This is a genomic window from Paenibacillus alkaliterrae (assembly GCF_021532375.1).
In the GTDB taxonomy this organism is placed as follows: Bacteria; Bacillota; Bacilli; order Paenibacillales; family Paenibacillaceae; genus Pristimantibacillus; species Pristimantibacillus alkaliterrae.
The window spans coordinates 75,030-92,086 of record NZ_JAKGAP010000018.1; the positions used below are offsets into that span (position 1 = coordinate 75,030).

A 17,057-nucleotide genomic window follows, 5' to 3' on the forward strand; every position below is an offset into this window, starting at 1 on the left:
AAAGCCAAAGCTTGTAACCCCTCGAACAAAAACATACAATCAAGTATAGGACAAAACAGGTTGTTTTTACAAATTGTAAAAATGGAGAGAGATAAATAATGCTGCAAAATGAAAAATATGTCGATACGCTTTACGGGGAGGATAACGATCTGGAGCGGGTAAAAGCGGGCATAGCCGCGCACGGAATGCCGGATATTTCGGTTGCAGACGGATATGGCAGACTGCTCACCCTGCTTGTAACGATGTCAAAGGCGCAAAAAATATTGGAAATTGGAGCGCTTGGCGGATATAGCGGCATATGCTTGGCACGCGGATTGCAAGCTGGCGGAAGCTTGGTATCGCTTGAGCTGCTGCAAAACTACGCGGATTTGGCAAAGGTACATATGGAAGCGGCCGGATTAGGCGACAAAGTCGAATACCGGGTCGGCGATGCGAAGCAAAGCCTAAAGGAGCTGAAGGAGGAAGGTAGGACATTCGATTTCTTCTTCATCGATGCGGATAAGGAAGGCTATCCCGTTTATTTGGAGTATGCGCTCCTGCTTGCCGAGCCCGGCGCGGTTATCGTTGGCGATAACATCTTGCTGCGAGGCAGAACGATCGATCCTGCCAAGGCAGGGCCAGCGGTACGCGCGGTTCGCTCCTTCAACGAAACGATTGCCGCGGACGCCCGATTGTTAAGCACCGTGCTGCCCGGCTATGACGGATTGGCTATTGCGATAGTGAAGTAACGACAAAAGGGACGAAGGAGATATTATTCTCCTGCACGTCCCTTTTGTTTGCGCTCCCGTTTGCGAAACAGTGTCTATTGTTCCATGTCTAAAGTATAGCGTAATTGACTTATGCACGCCGATTAGCGCCAATTACTGCGCGTAATCGCCGGTATAATTAATAAGCGAAACGTCGTTTACGCCTTCAATGGCAGACAATACATTGACGAACGCAGTGTTGTCGTCCCGGAGTCTTATTTCTATCGTCATCTCGATGTAATCTTTGCGGACCGTCTTCGACTTGAGGGTATAGGTCAGCTTGCGGAGCTGAATTCGGACATCCGAGATCGCTGTTTCCGAATGCCGGATTATGAGTAGATACGGCTGCTCCCTGACTTTGCGCCTGGACAGCCACAGCAGCGCGAGACCGACACCGACTGAGCCGATCAGCGCGACCGGATACATTTTGGCGCCTGTCGCGATGCCTGCGGAAATCGACCAGAACATGTAAACGATGTCGAGCGGGTCTTTCACCGCGGTCCGGAAGCGGACGATGCTGAGCGCTCCGACCATACCGAGCGACAGAATGATATTCGTACTGATCGTCATAATGATGAGCGCCGTAATCATCGTCATAAGCACGAACGTCACGTTGTAATTGTAGCTGTAAACGACGCCCCGGAACGTTTTTTTGTAGATATAGAAGATGAACAGCCCGATGCCGAACGAGGCGAAGAGACCGAGCAGCACATCGATATACGAGATGCTGCGGAACGCTTCCAGATGAAGCATGCTTTTCTTGAATAGATCTTGAAAGTTTACGTTCTCTCCCATATGCTTCTCCTCTATCGTTTGAAATGTTGCTTGGCGATTTCCCGGCAGATGACGTACTTCGAAATAGCCGAGCGATTGCTGGCATGCGGGTTGGCAAGCAGACGGATTATATCCGGCAAATACTCGTTGTACTTGACCTCCATAATCGTTCGCGTAGAATCCAGCGTTTCCGTCAGTATAAGACCCGGATCGAACATGTCGTACGAATTGATCCCGGCAGCCAGCCGCTTGTCGAAGGTAATGCGGACGTCTCCATGCTCATACACGTAGGCTTCCCGCATATAATCGACAACGGCTGCCGGACTATAGCCCTCGTGCACGAGCGCGCCGTAGAAATCCTTCACCAGCGGAATAGTAGACGACTGCAGGCACGAGAAGTCTCCGAGCAAAATTTGATCGTATTCGTCCTTGCCGAGGCTTGCCGATTCTTTATTTACGTACTCCCCGAATTTGTGCTTCCGTTCAAGCTTGATCATCCGGTCGCTGCCGTTGTAGATGCGGATGCGGTATTTGTGGCGGCGGAAGATGCCATTCGATTTGTTAAACAAAGCGCTGTCCTGAGGCCCGTCGAAATAAAGGCTGCGTATGCCGTAGCCGTTTTGGTCGAGCGCATGTGAATCGAGAGGCAGCAGGGCGGCTATGCGCTGCCGCAGCGTTATATATTCCTGCGGGTGCAAATAATATTTCAGCTCATGCCGCAGCTTGCGTCCAAGAAATTTCATGTTACTCCACCTTCGCTTCCCTTACTCCATAATTGCGATCGCCTTCTATGTCGTAATAAATATCGAAAGCGGTCTGTTCATGCCCCAGCTTATCGCGAGCGATCACTTTCCAGTAGTACGTGCCCGGTGAGAGCGCGAGCTCGATCGTCGTGTCATGTAAATTTAGCCGCTTCTCGATGATTTGGGTAAAGGCCGAGTCTTTCGCGACGATAAAGTCGTAAACGAGATCGTCGCCCTGCAGGTCGAAAGAGGGATCCCAGACGAACGTTTGCTTGCCGTCTTTGTTGACGATGTCTCCGAGATAAAAGGGCTTCGGCTTCTCCAGGTCCATCTTGAAACGCTCCAGCGAACGAAGGGGAACGCCCGCGATCCGTTCGTATTCCTCGTTCAGCTCATCGACCTCAATCGGCATGAAACCGATATCGGGCATCCGTTTGATGAACGGCTCGGCAACACCGCGCAAGGACTCCAGCATTTTTCCGATGGTATCGTTATTGATGGTTACATACAGCTCATCGATCTTGTCCTTCAGCTTGCGGACATTGTCCTCGCTGCGGAAAAAACGATTGTGCAGCCTGCTGCCCCAGTAGTTGCTTATTCCGCTCTGGTAGCTATTAATATTGCTAGAATCGCGCGGCTTCTCCCATGCACCATCATAATCCCATGGAAGGAAGTACCATTTGTTTGAGTTGAGCGGTGAATAGAGCATAAAGTTTTGCGCGCTCGTATCCATATTGTCCATCAAAATGTTGGCTGCGAGCCATGTTAAGTAATTGTCGAGGTCAAAGTGCTTCTCGATCACGTCGTTAATCGGAATCGCCATATTATTGACATCGTCCAGCATTGCGATCAGCTTGTCGTGATCTTCGCGCCCGTTCATTTCAAGCCGTGTCTCGAACGCGGCTTTGTCGTAATTCGAATCGGATTGCGATTTAATTTCGTCCGGATAACGGTAAAACTCGAACATAACTGCTTTGTATAGTTGTCCGTACGGATCGAGCCAATGGTTCTTCAGATACAATTCGTTCGGCTGCTCGACGTGCGTGAACAAACCATAGTCGTCGAACGGCTTGTCCTTGGTGCCGCCTTCTGACAAATCTTTGACGTATAGCTGAACGAACTGCGTGCGAAGGCTTGCCATATTCGGAAGCGTCTCGAAAATATCGAAGCTTAGCTTGTTGCGGATCCGCGAAGGATCGGAGGAATGCTTGTTCAAATTGAGCGTCCGCTGATCATGCCAGAGACCGGCCTGATCGTTCAATTTGATTTTGTAAGACCGCTGTGATGCGTACCTTGATGAATTTCCGCGCAGGCTGATCGTTCCGTTAGCATCCGTCGTACCGTAACCGAACATGCCGGATTCCGGTCCGCTCCCGTCGGCCGAGCCTTCTTGAACGATGACCTTCAAGTCACCCTCGTCCATACGTGCGCGGACCCGGTTGAGCACATACCACGTCATTGGATTTTCCTTGTCCTTGTCCTCCTGCAGAATAGTGACATATATCGGTACAACCGAGGTGTCGTCATCGCGCTCGTAAATTTTTTTATCCTCCGTCAAGCCGAACTTCTGTACGGCTTCCGGCACGGGTGCTCCGCTGTCGTTCGCATTTGCCGGGATGACTGTACTGCTGTTGCTGGTGCAGGCAGACAGCAAAGTTGCGGCTCCAACGAGAAGCACGGCGGTTGTCGACGCTTTACCAAACAATCGCCGCAAGAAGGATGATTTAGGAGGAGCGGTAATCGGCTGGCTGCAGAACGTATAGTAGTCGATGTTCCGAACATACTGCATGAGTCTGCCAAGCGCGAGCGTGAGCGTCAACAGCGCCGCGAGAAACATGCCAAGCCCGTGATGGCCCGTATGCATCGTCAAGTACGTAAGCGCGGCATTAAAGGCAACGAATATTCCGCTAATGATTAGAACCCCCTTGCGATCATCGTAGTACAGCATCATAAGCATGACGATAAAGGCGGTAATGAACAGAAAATAGCTAAGCGCCAGAATAGTGAAAACGTCCAGCTGTTCCATCGAGAAACCAATCGCCGGGAGAACCTTGATGCCGATCGCCAGCGAAACGACGGTGAAAAGCAGCTGCACCTCCATGATAAAGCTGATTTCCTGGATGAGCGTGCGCTGCATTTCCTGCTTGGCATGCGTAATGTCGGTCAGAGTGCCGCCGTTTAAGATTTTGTCGTAGTAGGTGCGGAACTTTTCGTAGAATGATGTTTCGACCGATACGACGAAGGTGACCAGCGTCGGAATGACGGTCAAATAAGCATAGAAAACCGGCAAATCGAAGAACGGCGAAATGACGTAGTGCTGGGCGACACGAATTTGGCCGGGCCCGAACCAATAGACGAAGCTGTGAATGTAGACGCCTGCGTAAAAAAACGTACCGATAAAGAACAGCGACGGATATTTGCCGAGATAGGATAGAAAGCTGAAATAAATCCGGCTTTGCTTAGGCGGGAAAAATTGCTCGAAATGTCTCGCAGAAAGCAGTACGACGAAAAAAAAGCCGATGACGATCGCGGTCAACACTGAAGTGGCGTTGTCAAAGGGAGTAAAATACAGCAGCAGCCATGCGCCGGCCGACGCGCAAACGACGCCGATCAGGAAGCTCCTGACAATTCGCTTATAATCTTTGAGCGCAGACAAATGTACCGTTTGCAGCCAAATGATGATCAGCTCTGAGAATAGCAAGTAAGTAGCTATTTTGTAACCCATTCCGACCGGCATACCGCGCAGAAACAGCCAGGCGGTCAGCGCTCCGATTGGCAGGCAGACGGCCATCGAGCCGTAATAAGAGGAGAGCAGGTGCTCATACTTTTTCATGAACATCATGTCGGCGATGAACCGGGTCAGAACCATTGACAGTCCGCCGGTAATCAGCACCGAGAAGATGAAGCAGTAGACGATTGTCGTAAGAAATAGCTCCTTCTCTAAAAATGATGCCCCGGATAACGTCATCAGCCACTGCATGCCCATGACCATGAACATGCAGAGCATCATCGGCCCGATCGTCGTCAGTGACGAGTAGGCATAGGCAATGGCGTTATTCAACAGTCCTTGACTATTAAAGAGCTTTCTCAGCTCGAAACCGATACCTGCCATCTTTATCCTCCTTATATGCCGCATACAGCATGCGGTAGCCCTCGATGAATTTTTCCCGCGTATAAGTGGCTTTTGTCCGCGACAGTCCGTTGCTGCCCATTTCCTCACGCAGGAGGCGGTTATTGCACAGTTGGATGATCGCTGCAGCCAACTGGTCGTAATGCATGACCGGCACGACTATGCCGGCTGGCCCGATTCCGTCGTCCAGACCGTTAAGCAGCTCCCGGCAGCTGCCGACGTCGGTCGTTACGCATGGCTTTGCCGCCGCCATCGCCTCCAGAACGGCAAGGGGCATGCCTTCGCTGACGCTTGAGAGCAGGATGATGTCCATCCGGGCAAGATAGTCTTTGATCCGGACCTCTCCCGTGAAGGTGATGTCCTCAACCTGGAGCGTTTCCACCAGCTGCAGGCATTCCTCGTAATATTCCTCGTTCTCCTCGGAAGGTCCCATAATGTACAGCTCGGCTTCCGGCACCTCCCGCTTGACGAGAGCGAAGCTTTGAATCATCGTTTTGAGATCTTTGATCGGGACGACGCGAACGATGGCGCCTAATCGGATTTTCCCGTCATCGTTAGCGGGAGGGCCCGCAAGTTCGGCATAATCGGATATATTGACGCCATTAGGAATGATTTTGATCTTATTCTCGTCGCAGCCGAGCTCGATTTCGATTTCCCGGTTACGGTTAAACAAGGTGATCACTTCGTCGGTGTATTCGTAAGCGGCTTCGGAGAGCCGGTAAAAGTATTCGATCCACAAGTCCTTGAAATAGCCTTTGACCCAGTCTGCTTTAATGATTTCTTCCTCGCGCTCGCGGGAATAGATGCCGTGCTCGGTAAGAATGAAGGGTTTGCCGTAAAGATGTTTGGCGAGCGCGCCAACGACGCCGGCGTATCCGGTCGATACGCTGTGATACAAGTCAGCCTTCGGGATGTCGCCGCGAATCGTCTGGAAGAGGGGGAGGACCATGGAGCGTACGGTCCAGAACATTTCGGTAAACGGGACTTGGGCGTACTTTTCCTTGCACAGCTCGACCAGAATGTCGAAGAAATCCTTGCTCATCAGGAAATCCGCCGCCGCCCTGAGCTTCTTTGTCCGAAGCAGATCGAATATGCCGTTCCATTTGACTTCGCCGCCCGCACCGAGAAGCGAACGGAATGCTTTGCTCTGGTGGTCTGTAAGCCGGAAGCGGTGACCGCTTTCTCCATGCTCGCGCAAATAAGAATCAAGAAACATCTCCTTCACCTCTATGACGTTAGAAGGGAGCGTGTACTTGAACTGGCCGCGTTGTTTCTCATTGGCGACGATGGCGAAGATGACGAATTCATGCTCGGGCAAATTGGTGATCAGCGAATGAATCCAGCTTGACACGCCGCCTGTTATATGAGGGTACGAGCCCTCCGCAATGATGCAGATCCGCATAGTCGTTAATCACCCAATTCGATGTAGAATTCCGCCTTGCTCGCGGTTATCAAATACGTGCCATCGTCGATTTTTCGAACGGTGCAGCCCTTCAACGATCGCATCGTTTTCTCCGTCCGGAGAATGAAGAACGCATCGCCGCGGTATGGCTTGATCGAGCCGCGAATCGTCCGCCCGCTGCGATTCCAATCGACGCTGCTGGTAAGAACCTCCGCTATGTTGATCGCCGATTCCGTCGAAGTCATCGGCCTCAGCCATGGATAGGTCTTATCGAGCCGTGCCAGCATATCCGCAAATTTCTCGAATAGCTTCTCCCAGTTCAGACCTTTGCTGCGAACCGCGTGAAGCAAGTCGTCCGGGTGGAGAAAGTGGGAGAAGACGCCGATCGAGGTTATCGTGCTCGCTTCCGCCCATCTCTCGAAGCTGCCCTGCGTATAGCCTGACGTCACCCGCGGCATTTCGAGGATGCCGTCCTGTGCGATCTCGTATTCTTGCACGTAGGAGAGACCGGATGCGTCTTCACCGTACAGCGAGGCTATAACCGAGATATCCGGCCAGCCAAGCTTAAGCGCTTCCCGACCCTCCGGACTCAGCGCGTTGGAAGGGGGTACGTAAGTTAGCATCGTATAGTTCGGAAAAGCCGTTTTCGTGAAACGGAGTGCTTCTTTGATCGATTCAGCCATCTCTTCGACATTGCGCCATGCTTGGTAGCCATATTTGTCCGCGACCTCTTGCGAAAGCACAAGCGACTGGTGATTAAAGCCGTGAAGGCCGATTTCGCCGCCGCTCTTTAGTACCTCGCGCCCATAGGTGATGAGTCCTTCTTCATCGGCATCGACCGGAGAATGGAAGGGCGGCGTCACTACGTCGTTGTAGGATTCGATCAGTACGGCCGAATATTTGATATCGTACTGCTTTGCGGCTTTGAGCATGTCAGGCCACCATATATCCCGGAAGAAGGCCGGCCGGTCCCGGCGGTAATCGCGGTAGATGGCGGCGTCGACCGTCTTGCCGATCGGTGCGGGGAAATCGTCGATATACATCATTTTTGTATTAAAGATCGGGTAGATAAAATCGGGCTGCAGCATCGAAATGGCACCCGCGAGCAGCCCGCGGTTTATTTTCTCCTGGAGCATGGTGCCGTTAAACACCATGAATTTTCCTTTGCCGTGGCGGTAATCCCATAGCAGCGGCATGCCGCTTGCCGTTGTGGCGAGCACCCGGCTCTTCTTCTCCAGCTCAACGTTCATGACCGTGTTAGTGAGGAACGGGTCGTCAATGGCAAGTCCGCTCTCGCCAATCAGCACATTGGAGGTGATTGTAATACCTTGTTGAATGGTGATGTTTCCCGCATCAAGAATGCCTATCTTCCGGTACAAGCGGAAGAATGCGTCGTCTTGATCGAGCTGTACCGTAAAGAAAGCATAGCCGCCCTGATTCACATAGTCGGCGAGCGTCTGCGTATTTCCAAGCAGATTCAACTGCTGCACCGATACGATCACCATCTCGCAATCCGTTGGGTTAAACTCGCCTTGCCGGATGTCAAAGGCATTAACAGGCTTCTTCATATACTTAAGCAATTGTCTTACTTGATCATTCACCTTGACGCTGTATTCGTTGGCACCATCGAACGCCAAGCAATAAGGTGTGCCGGACGGCGTAAGTTCCGTGCTGCTGGCCATGCTGGCTTTCAACTGCTTGATGCTGCTGCTCGTCTGTTCATTTCGACTGAACTGGAGGACGAACCGCGATTGGGCGATCTGCACGCCGATCGCCAGCAGAACGACGCCGATGATGATCAGGTAGATGCTGCGTTTTAATCTGATTTTAGATTTCATGCTGCCCTCCCTCCGACCAGAATCGGACGGTCGTAATCGCTTTGCTCGACAAACGGATGGACGAGCGCTTCATTTGCGCCAGTGTTTGATTCAGTTGATCAATCGAACGGACTGTAAAATAAACTTTCATCAGGCCGAGATAAGCGTCCTCGCTGCGCGGGAACCTCTCGAGATAACGCTTGGCCGTTTGTTCGGCGGCGGCGAATTCCTCGAGGTCCAATTCCGTTTCCAGCTTGCCTGAATAAGCTTCGGCGGAATCGGGGGAAGCTTCGATCAGCTTGCCGAGGACCATGGCATAGGTATGTTTATGCTTAAGCATCGTCCGCTCATCGAGGAAGCCGCTTCGCATATAGCTGTTCAGCACTTCTGCGTAAGATGCGAGCATGTAGGCGTCTTGCTTGTTTTCTTCAAATTTGACCGCGAGGTCCTGCAGCGTCAGCGTCAGCTTGCGCTTGATCTCCATAATCGCGCTGACGGCATAATGGGAGGTTTCCGTATCCTCGTTGCTGACCGCAAGCCGGAGCACTTCGAGATGTTCTAACGAATCCTGCTTCAATAAATCGATCATAATGCGCCTTCTTGTAGTCAAATCGTTCACGAGCAGCGCTTCCTCAAGCGGAATGACATTCATTTCCTTCGCGGACTCGGGCATCTTGTAAACGCCGATCTGTCCGCTGGAGCCGTCTATCGATATGGCGACCTCCAGCTCGGCAATCCGGGCGGAAGCGCGGCAGGCGTTCCGCTCATGCCACCGTTTTCGCCAAAACAACGGCAGCAAGAAGCAGATAACAGGCAGGGAGGCGGAGAGAACGAAACGGAGCAGCCATTCCCGCTTATCTCTACGGTGCCTTATGCCAAGCAGAATGGCGCTCAACAGCAAATATGAGATGAAGATCAGATCAAGCATATCTTAAATCCTCTTTTACAATGTCCAATTTGATGTTGTTGTTATAAAACCGGTTTAGAACAAACGCGGCGTCCTGCTTACTGGAATTGCTCAGAAGCACGAGCAGCTGTCCGTCCGGCCCCAGGCCCAGGTAGTCGGTTTCCCGCAGCGAGCGGGAAATTTGATCCGCTAGATCCGGAGGAGCGTCGCCCGGGGGCCCTGCGGAAAGCAGCACGTACTCGATGCCGTGCTTATCGCTGGCCATCCGTTTGCTGGCGAGAATATCCGTAAATACGTCCGGTCTCAGCACCTGCGTTCCTTCGATGTAGCGCTGGCTGCTGGTCGCCCCCACATAGGAGAGCGCGCGAGACAGGGAGGAGGAGATAAGGTCTACAGTGATTTTGAACAAATTCTGATAATAAAGCGAGAAATTATCGAACTTCATTTGATGCAGCGAGACGATAGCGACCACTTCGCCGCCGCTGATAACGGGAGCGGCGAGCAGAGGCGAGTCCCCGAGAAGCTCCTTGTTTATATAAATCTTCTTGCAATCGAGCAGCTGTTTCATATAGGGGTAATCATCAACCTTCATCGATTTGGGCACTTCGAAGTCTCTGCCGTTTGAGCGCGCTGCGAGACGCAGGTAGCTTTTATATTTATTAACGGTATAAATCGAAACCGATTGGGACTTCATGATGGATTCGACGACGGTTACGGTAGATGTGAAAATTTGTTCGGGCTCCAGGCTGTCCAGCTCTTTCGTTATGGAATAAATCTTGCCGAAGCTGTCGCCGTTATTCATGATTTGCTGCTGAAGCTCTTCCTTCACAATGCGTGTCTCGTCGTAAACCTCGTTAAGGAACGCATACTTCACTTGGAGCGCCTCCAACTGTCTCTCTTTGCTCTTGGCAGCGTTCGTCCTTCGTTCGATCGAGTAGCCTACGACCAGTCCGACAAACAAGTAAATGGCGATCTGAAAGAAGAGGTCCGTACCGTAAAATAGCGAAATGAGATCGTAACCGTCTTCTAGCAGCTGATATGTATACAGTGCAACGGATAAGGCAACGGCAATGATCGATTGACGGCTGCCGTATATAATGCCGATGATAATGATATAGAAGAGCCTGATATCGATAAAGTTGTACAGCGTGTCCTCAATCGTTAACGTCAGCCAAGCCGAAAGGGCAAATGCAAGCATGTTTTCCGCATACGGGATAATTGCCTTCACTGCACGGGCAAGAAGTGATGGACGCTCGCGATCCGGCTTCGTTACGGGCTCCTCAGCTGGGCGTTCGTTCTTAAACCATTCGTAGGTCCGGTAAAGTCCTTCTTGAAGATCGTACTTAGGCGCCCAATCAAGATCGTTACCAATGCGCGAGTTATCGAGCGCGGAGCGGTAAATATCGCCTTGCCGGAAATCGCGATAGGATACGGAGGCCGTGCCGTGCAAGCCGCGCAACGCTTCAATCAGATCGTTTACGCTGCTCTCGGTATTGGTGGACAAGTTGTAGACGCCGGTCAAATCTGAATAGGAGGCCCGGTAAATCGCGTCGGCCACATCCTCGACATAAATAAAATCCCTCGTCTGTCCGCCGTCTCCGTAAATCGTCAGCTCTTGGCCTTTTGTTGTCCGGTCCATGAAAATGGAGACGACGCCGCCTTCACCGAGACTGTCCTGACGCGGTCCGTACACATTCGAGAAACGAAAGCAAAGCGTCTCCAAGGCGTAAATTTCGTGCCACTTCGCGCAGTAAATTTCGCCAATCATCTTATTAATGCCGTAAGGCGAAATCGGGTCGCGCTGCGCAGATTCTTGAAGCGGCAGTTGGTCGTTCAAGCCGTAAACGGCGGCGGAAGAGGCGAAAATAAATTTTTTTACTCCATATTTATGAGATAATACGAGCATATTGGATAAGCCGAGGACATTGGATTTCGTATCCTGTCTCGGATTCTCCATCGAAGTCGCAACGCTTACCTGCGCGGCCAAGTGAATGACGACGTCAAAGCGGTTATTGCGGAAAATTTCCTCGCAATTGCGTTCTTCGACCGACATAATATAAGATTTATGCTTGCAATCAACGTTTTGTCTGCTTCCGGTTGCCAAGTTGTCTATGATAGATACTTCATAGCCTTCCATATTGAACCGCTCCGCCACGAAGGAGCCAATAAAGCCATAACCTCCCGTTACGAGCACCCTCATCAATCTTCACCCCAATGTACGAGAGTTCTTCGACATATTTTGCTATTATACCATTCTCTTGAAACGAATGATTGATGAAATCGACCTGCCTATGTCGAATATTATCTCATAAAACAATAGAAAGCGAAACTAAAGACCTATACGAAATATTGGCTTAAAAGTTGCTAGGTACAATTATCCATGCGAGATTGTGTCTTTATGTACGATTTGGTATATTTCCATTATTGAAGGAGGCTCTCATCATGTTGAAGAGTTACTGGTTTTTAATCGTTTTTGTCGTTTTGACAATAAGTGCGGTCGGCCTTTTTGTTGGCATGGGATTTTATGCGGATGCTTCGGTTAAGCGTATTTCATACTCCCCGGCCGAAACGGACGAGGTGCTGGCCAATCCCTATATGGGTTTTTCGGTCGATGCGAAATATGTCGAAGTGACGCAGCCATTTCGGCTTGCGCATGCCAATTTGAGTTGGCGCGAGCTTGAACCGGCTAAAGGAGAGTATGCGTTTGATGAAATCGAACGTAAATTTAATTTTGCCCATTGGAGAAAGGAAGACGTGAAGCTCGTCTTGCGCGTGATTTTGGACTATCCGAGAGACGATGCCCACATGGACATTCCGGATTGGCTATATGACGAAATAGGGAAGAGGGGCACCCATTACGATACCGACTATGGAAAAGGGTTTAGTCCCGATTACAATCAAGCTGTACTTATTCGTCATCATGAACGGCTCATAGCTGCCTTGGCCAAACGTTACAATAACGATTCTCTCATTGCCTTTATTCAGCTTGGCAGCGTAGGCCATTGGGGCGAGTGGCATACCCGGGACGACGAACAAGCGAGCATCCCCTTTCCGCTGCGGAACATATCGGACCAGTATGCGAAGCATTACATTACATATTTTAAGGACAAACCGCTGCTAATGCGCAGGCCTCATGCGATCGCGGCAAAGAATGAGTTTGGGCTGTATAACGATGCGTTCGGCAAGCACGACGCTACGGTCGACGGATTTCTGCGTTGGTATAAGGAAGGCTATACATCGTGGCTAACGAATGAGGAAGAGCCCGCCATGCCGCATTTTTGGAAGAAGGCGCCAAGCGGCGGGGAGTTCGCGGACGACACGAAGTATTTGCGCGACTCGGCTATCGAAGAAACGCTGCGGCAGGCCAGGCTGACGCATGTTTCGTGGATGGGGCCGAATGCTCCCATTCATGAGGAACCGGGCGGAGAGCTGCAAACGAACATCGACCGGTTTCTAAAAACGATCGGTTATCGCTTCGTTATTACGAAAGTATCTTATGCGGCAAAGGTCAAGGCAGGCGGTAAGCTGAATGTAATCATCGACATGGCGAACCGGGGAGTGGCTCCGTTTTATTATCGCTGGCCGCTGGAAATGACGTTAAGCGACCAAAGCGGGCAAATCGCAGCAACGGCCAGGCCGTCTATCGATATCCGCAAATGGCTGCCGGGGTCTCACAAGGTCTCCGTACAGCTGAATGTCCCGAAACATTTGACTGAGAGCGAGTATACGGTCAATGCCGCTATTCTCGACCCGGACAAAGGTGCGCCCGGGATTCTGTTTGCCAATGAAGGCAAACGGCCCGACGGTCGCTACGCGCTCGGCTCCGTTCTGGTTAAGAGATAAGTTTCACATGTCCTTCATGCAAGGAACCGCTTATTGTCATACTATTGTCATAGGAAGTCGATTGGCGGCAGTTGTTTGGCCGAATGAAAAAGGGCATAATGAAAACATAGGAAAATACATAGAAATGGGGAACGGGAATGTCTTATAACGACCGTTTCATACGGGCTTGCCGGAAGGAACACGTAGATCAGGTGCCTGTATGGTATATGCGACAGGCAGGACGGTACGACCCTGATTATCGCAAAATAAAAGAAAAATATTCATTGCTTGAAATATGCAAGCAGCCTGAATTGGCAGCCGAGGTGACGCTGATGCCGATTCGGAAACTGGGCGTCGATGCGGCTATATTGTATTCCGACATCATGAATCCAGTCGCTTCGATCGGCATCGATTTTGACATCGTAGCGAATATCGGTCCCGTCATCGCGAATCCGATTCGATCGGCAGCCGACGTGGAGCGGTTGAAGCCGATTGATGTAGAGGGCGATTTGGGACATGTGCTGGAGACGATTCGCATTCTGGACCGTGAGCTTACCGTGCCGCTCATCACGTTCGCCGGGGCTCCGTTCACGATTGCGAGCTATCTGATTGAAGGAAGGCCTTCAAAAAACTATTTGCGGACGAAGGAAATGATGTACAGCGAGCCGGCGGTATGGCATGAGCTGATGCGCAAGCTCGGCGATATGGTCATTACTTATTTGCGTGCCCATATTGCAGCAGGGGGCAAGGCTTTTCAGCTGTTCGACAGCTGGGTAGGCGCGCTCGCGCCCGCTGATTTCAGGACGTTCGTATTGCCGACAATTGAACGGATATTTACCGAGCTGGCGGATTTGCCGCAGCCGAAAATTTATTTTCCGGGCGTGAGCTCCGGCGAGCTGTTGCCTGAGCTGCATAACGTGAAATCGGATGTGATCGGCCTTGACTGGCGCGTATCGATCGCGGAAGGCCGCAGGAGATTGGACGGCGGATTCGCGGTACAAGGGAATCTGGACCCGACTATTTTGACCGCACCTATCAGCGTCATCGAAGCGTATGCCAAAGAAATCATAGATAGCGGCATAGAGGAGCCTGGCTTTATTTTCAACCTTGGACACGGCCTATTCCCGGAAGCATCGCTGGAGAAGCTCGCTGAGCTGACGGCTTTCGTTCATTCGTATTCGAAGAAGGCCATTGCAGCGCGCAGCAAGAAGGAGGAAAGTCATGCCTGAGCATAGAGCGAAGCGAATCGGCGTACTCGTCATGTCCTATGGAACGCCGGAGTCCATGGCTGACGTGGAAGCTTACTATACGCATATTCGCCGCGGCAGCGCACCGGCGCCTGAGCAGCTTGCGGAGCTGAAGGAGCGGTACGAAGCGATCGTCGGCGGCGTATTCCCGCTGCGGGAGAATACGAACGGGCAGGTTGCGGGTTTGCAGGACAAGCTGGAGCAGCTTATCGCCGGACGCTTCGTTTGCTATCAAGGCTTGAAGCATGCGAAGCCTTATATTGAAGACGGCGTAGAGCAAATGGCGAAGGACGGCATCAAGCAGGCGGTCGGAATCGTGCTTGCGCCGCATTACTCGGCGATGAGCGTCGGAAGCTATATCAAGCGGGCGCAGGAGAAGGCGGCTGAGCTTGGCATTGAGATGACCTTTGTTCAGCAGTATCACCTGCATCCGAAGCTTCTGAAGGCATTGACGGATCGAGTAGTGGACGGCTTGAAGCAATTGGCGGCTGCAACCGAAGGAGAAGAACGCGTGAAGGTGCTGTTCAGCGCACACAGCTTGCCGGTGAGGATTCGTGAGCTTGGCGATCCATACGAGGAACAATTGCTGGAAACGTCCGCAGCTGTTGCGAAGGCGGCTAAAGTGCAGGAATGGCAATTTACGTGGCAAAGCGCGGGACGGACAAGAGAGCCTTGGCTCGGACCGGATATTTTGGAGACTTTGCAGGTGCTGGCGGAGGAAGGCGTAAAGGCGGTGCTTGTCGCGCCGGTCGGCTTCGTATCGGATCATTTGGAAGTTTTATACGACCTTGATATCGAAGCGCGGGCTGCGGCGAAAGAGCTTGATATGACATTGGAACGGATCGCGATGCTTAATCGCGATCCGTTATACATGGAAACGCTGGCGGAATCGGTCATCGAGGCGTCGGTATGCGTTAGGAAGGAATGAGCGGGATGCGGAGAATCGGAAACCCTGATCGTATTGTCATTATTGGCGGAGGGATCAGCGGACTGAGCTCCGCTTTTTATTTGCAGCGGGAAGCGGAGCGGTTAGGCAGGGAGCTTGCGATTACCATCGTAGAAGGAGCTCCTGCCTTTGGCGGAAAAATTAATACGCTGCATCGTGACGGCTTCGTCATTGAGAAAGGGCCGGATTCGTTTCTGGCGCGTAAGCTGGCGATCATTGATCTGGCGAAAGAGCTTGGCCTGGAGGATGAGCTGACGACGACGAATCCGGGCGCCAAAAAAACTTATATTTTGCATCGGCGCAAGCTGTATCCCATGCCGCCCGGTCTCGTGCTCGGAATACCGACGGAGATAGGCCCATTCGTAAAAACAGGTTTGCTCTCATGGGGCGGAAAGCTGCGGGCATTGCTTGATCTCGTGCTCCCGGCCCGCAAGGAGCAGGACGATGAGTCGATTGGCGGGTTTCTGGAGCGCCGCGTAGGTAAGCAGGTGATGCGGCGCATCGCGGAGCCGCTGCTCGCTGGCATTTATGCAGGCGATTTGAAGAAGCTGAGCTTGCGGGCGACATTCCCGCAATTCAAGGCGTCCGAGCAGAAGCACGGCAGTCTTATCCGCGGCATGCGGCATAACCGGAAGTCTGGCGCTGCCGCCGGAGCGCTGCCTGCCGTTGCGAAGGGAGGCATCTTTCTTACGTTCAAAGGCGGATTGTCGACGCTTGTAAAGGCGCTGGACGAAGCGTTGACCGGAGTAGAGCGTCGTCTCGGGACGAAGGTGACGGAAATTCGCAAAGCTGATATGGCTGAGGGAGCGGCTTCGTCAGCTTATAAGGACGTGGAGGGCGCCCGCTATGAGGTCGTGCTTGAAGACGGCGAAAGGCTGCAGGCTGATCGTATCGTAATGACTGCGCCCGCTTATAGCGCGGCGGAGCTGCTTGAGCCGCTGGCTGACTGCCGGGAGCTGCGGGCGGTCCAATACGTTTCGGTCGCCAACGTGGTCATGGCGTTTGACAAGGCGACGTTCGGGCTTGATTTTGACGGCTCGGGCTTCGTTGTCCCGCGTTCGGAAGGGCTGCACATTACGGCTTGTACGTGGACGTCCAGCAAATGGCTGCATACCAGTCCGGACGATAAGGTATTGCTGCGCTGCTATGTCGGCCGTTCGGGCGATGAGGAGAGCGTCAATCTGCCCGATGCTGAGCTCATAAAGGCCGTACGCAAAGATATTGAAGATACGATGGGCATTAAGGCGAAGCCGATTTTTACCGAAATTACGAGATTGCACCGCTCGATGCCGCAATATCCGGTTGGACATGTGGAGCAAATGCAGCAGCTTCGCGCAAGGTTCGGGCAGCAGCTTCCGGGCGTATGGATTACGGGCGCGGCATTCGATGGCGTAGGGCTGCCCGATTGTATAAGACAGGGAAAGGAAGCGGCGAAGGCGATATTAGAAAGCTGATCTCGTATAATTGTTTTTCCATCCTAGGCAGAACATTGGTATAATGGAAGAGTCTTTATTCTATTAAAG

At 52.0% G+C, this 17,057-nt stretch carries 12 protein-coding genes; 5 read left to right on the forward strand and 7 right to left on the reverse strand.

Translation table 11 applies throughout. The features are described from left to right. Positions 1 to 98: 98 nt before the first annotated feature. Positions 99 to 728: an O-methyltransferase gene (locus L1N85_RS09975; RefSeq protein WP_235237411.1), complete on the forward strand. Its 630-nt coding sequence runs from the start codon at positions 99 to 101 to the stop codon at positions 726 to 728. Positions 729 to 860: 132 nt separating this feature from the next. Here the strand turns inward: L1N85_RS09975 and L1N85_RS09980 are convergent, their stop codons facing one another. The 7 genes from L1N85_RS09980 to L1N85_RS10010 are packed head-to-tail and all read right to left on the reverse strand — an operon-like array spanning position 861 to position 11,719. Then, positions 861 to 1,541, reverse strand: a complete 681-nt coding sequence (locus L1N85_RS09980; protein ID WP_235237412.1) for a DUF4956 domain-containing protein — start codon at positions 1,539 to 1,541, stop codon at positions 861 to 863. 11 nt (positions 1,542 to 1,552) lie between these two features. Continuing rightward, entirely contained in the window at positions 1,553 to 2,263 is a 711-nt protein-coding gene (locus tag L1N85_RS09985) for a polyphosphate polymerase domain-containing protein (RefSeq protein ID WP_235237413.1), read from the reverse strand. Position 2,264: 1 nt separating this feature from the next. Continuing rightward, the gene (pelG, locus tag L1N85_RS09990) at positions 2,265 to 5,375 is read right to left on the reverse strand and encodes an exopolysaccharide Pel transporter PelG (RefSeq protein WP_235237414.1); all 3,111 of its coding nucleotides are present in this window, start codon (positions 5,373 to 5,375) and stop codon (positions 2,265 to 2,267) included. Beyond that, positions 5,338 to 6,795 (reverse strand): GT4 family glycosyltransferase PelF, encoded by a 1,458-nt coding sequence (pelF, locus tag L1N85_RS09995; RefSeq protein ID WP_235237415.1) that lies wholly within the window; start codon positions 6,793 to 6,795, stop codon positions 5,338 to 5,340. Before pelF ends, pelG begins: the two co-directional genes overlap by 38 nt. A 5-nt stretch (positions 6,796 to 6,800) precedes the next feature. Further along, on the reverse strand, positions 6,801 to 8,633 hold the full coding sequence (locus L1N85_RS10000) for a DUF2194 domain-containing protein (protein WP_235237416.1): 1,833 nt from the start codon (positions 8,631 to 8,633) through the stop codon (positions 6,801 to 6,803). Further along, positions 8,623 to 9,540 (reverse strand): tetratricopeptide repeat protein, encoded by a 918-nt coding sequence (locus tag L1N85_RS10005; protein WP_235237417.1) that lies wholly within the window; start codon positions 9,538 to 9,540, stop codon positions 8,623 to 8,625. Before L1N85_RS10005 ends, L1N85_RS10000 begins: the two co-directional genes overlap by 11 nt. Further along, the gene (locus L1N85_RS10010) at positions 9,533 to 11,719 is read right to left on the reverse strand and encodes an NAD-dependent epimerase/dehydratase family protein (protein ID WP_235237418.1); all 2,187 of its coding nucleotides are present in this window, start codon (positions 11,717 to 11,719) and stop codon (positions 9,533 to 9,535) included. Before L1N85_RS10010 ends, L1N85_RS10005 begins: the two co-directional genes overlap by 8 nt. Positions 11,720 to 11,961: 242 nt before the next feature. Between L1N85_RS10010 and L1N85_RS10015 the strand changes: the two genes are divergently transcribed. From L1N85_RS10015 to hemG, 4 genes are all read left to right on the forward strand, one after another. Next, positions 11,962 to 13,362, forward strand: a complete 1,401-nt coding sequence (locus L1N85_RS10015) for a DUF4832 domain-containing protein (RefSeq protein ID WP_235237419.1) — start codon at positions 11,962 to 11,964, stop codon at positions 13,360 to 13,362. Between the two features lie 137 nt (positions 13,363 to 13,499). Continuing rightward, complete coding sequence (hemE, locus tag L1N85_RS10020) at positions 13,500 to 14,570, forward strand: uroporphyrinogen decarboxylase (protein WP_235237420.1); 1,071 nt, start codon at positions 13,500 to 13,502, stop codon at positions 14,568 to 14,570. Beyond that, positions 14,563 to 15,516, forward strand: coding sequence for a ferrochelatase (gene hemH, locus L1N85_RS10025; protein ID WP_235237421.1), 954 nt, complete (start codon positions 14,563 to 14,565; stop codon positions 15,514 to 15,516). Before hemE ends, hemH begins: the two co-directional genes overlap by 8 nt. A 5-nt stretch (positions 15,517 to 15,521) precedes the next feature. Continuing rightward, positions 15,522 to 16,988, forward strand: coding sequence for a protoporphyrinogen oxidase (gene hemG / locus L1N85_RS10030; protein WP_235237422.1), 1,467 nt, complete (start codon positions 15,522 to 15,524; stop codon positions 16,986 to 16,988). Positions 16,989 to 17,057: the final 69 nt, after the last annotated feature.